This is a genomic window from Roseateles sp. P5_E1 (genome assembly GCF_054049335.1).
The window spans coordinates 1-625 of the sequence record NZ_JBFUMN010000276.1; the positions used below are offsets into that span (position 1 = coordinate 1).

The 625-nt window shown below is 69.9% G+C and carries 2 protein-coding genes; both read right to left on the reverse strand.

What is annotated here, in order from left to right:
- Positions 1 to 51: 51 nt before the first annotated feature.
- Complete coding sequence (locus tag ACXJKJ_RS31015) at positions 52 to 411, reverse strand: PilZ domain-containing protein (RefSeq protein WP_256776030.1); 360 nt, start codon at positions 409 to 411, stop codon at positions 52 to 54.
- Positions 408 to 625 (reverse strand): DUF1631 family protein (locus ACXJKJ_RS31020; RefSeq protein ID WP_457395403.1); only part of this gene is annotated, 218 nt, incomplete at its 5' end. The genes ACXJKJ_RS31020 and ACXJKJ_RS31015, both read right to left, overlap by 4 nt.

The following is a 625-nucleotide window of genomic DNA, read 5'->3' on the forward strand; positions in this document are numbered from 1 at the left end:
GCCCCTGATTCTGCCGCAATCGGCTCCGGCGCGCTGTGCCAGAACCGGCACTCAGACCGCCGAAGTTTCCTGCGCGATCCACTCGCGCAGCTGCTCGCGGTGCTCGCGGCTGAGGGTGAGGAAGCGGAAACCCACCCAGGCCTGGCCCGGTGCGTGGGTCTGCTCGCTCCACAGCAGGTGCGCGCCCACGTCCAGCGCCAGCCGCTGGCCCTGCGGCCCGGGGATGGCGAACTGCAGCTGGTACAGCGCGTCGTCGTGCATGGGCACCGAGGCCAGCATCAGCATGCCGGTCTCGGAGACATTGCCCAGCCGACCGACCACGCACTCGGCCAGCATGTCGGTGACCGGGACCAGTTCGGCGACCTGGCGGCGCGGGGCGCGGCGGGTATCGGTGTCGGTGTCGGTACTCATTGCGCGCTCTCCACGGCGGGGCCGGTGCCGGCCAGCGAACGCAGCGTGCGCAGCGTGGCCTGCCAGGCACGGTCGATCAGGCGGCTCTTGTCCTCGCTGACGATCCGCACCTGGCCATGCGCCATCAGCCGCGCCAGCGCATCCAGCGAATGCTCGCCGACCTTCTGTCCACGTGGATTGACGAACAGCGCATTGTCGGTGAGCAGGCTGTACC

Coding starts and splice junctions, on each gene's coding strand:
- ACXJKJ_RS31015 (WP_256776030.1), bottom strand. CDS start 411: ATGAGTACCGACACCGACACCGATACCCGCCGCGCCCCGCGCCGCCAG.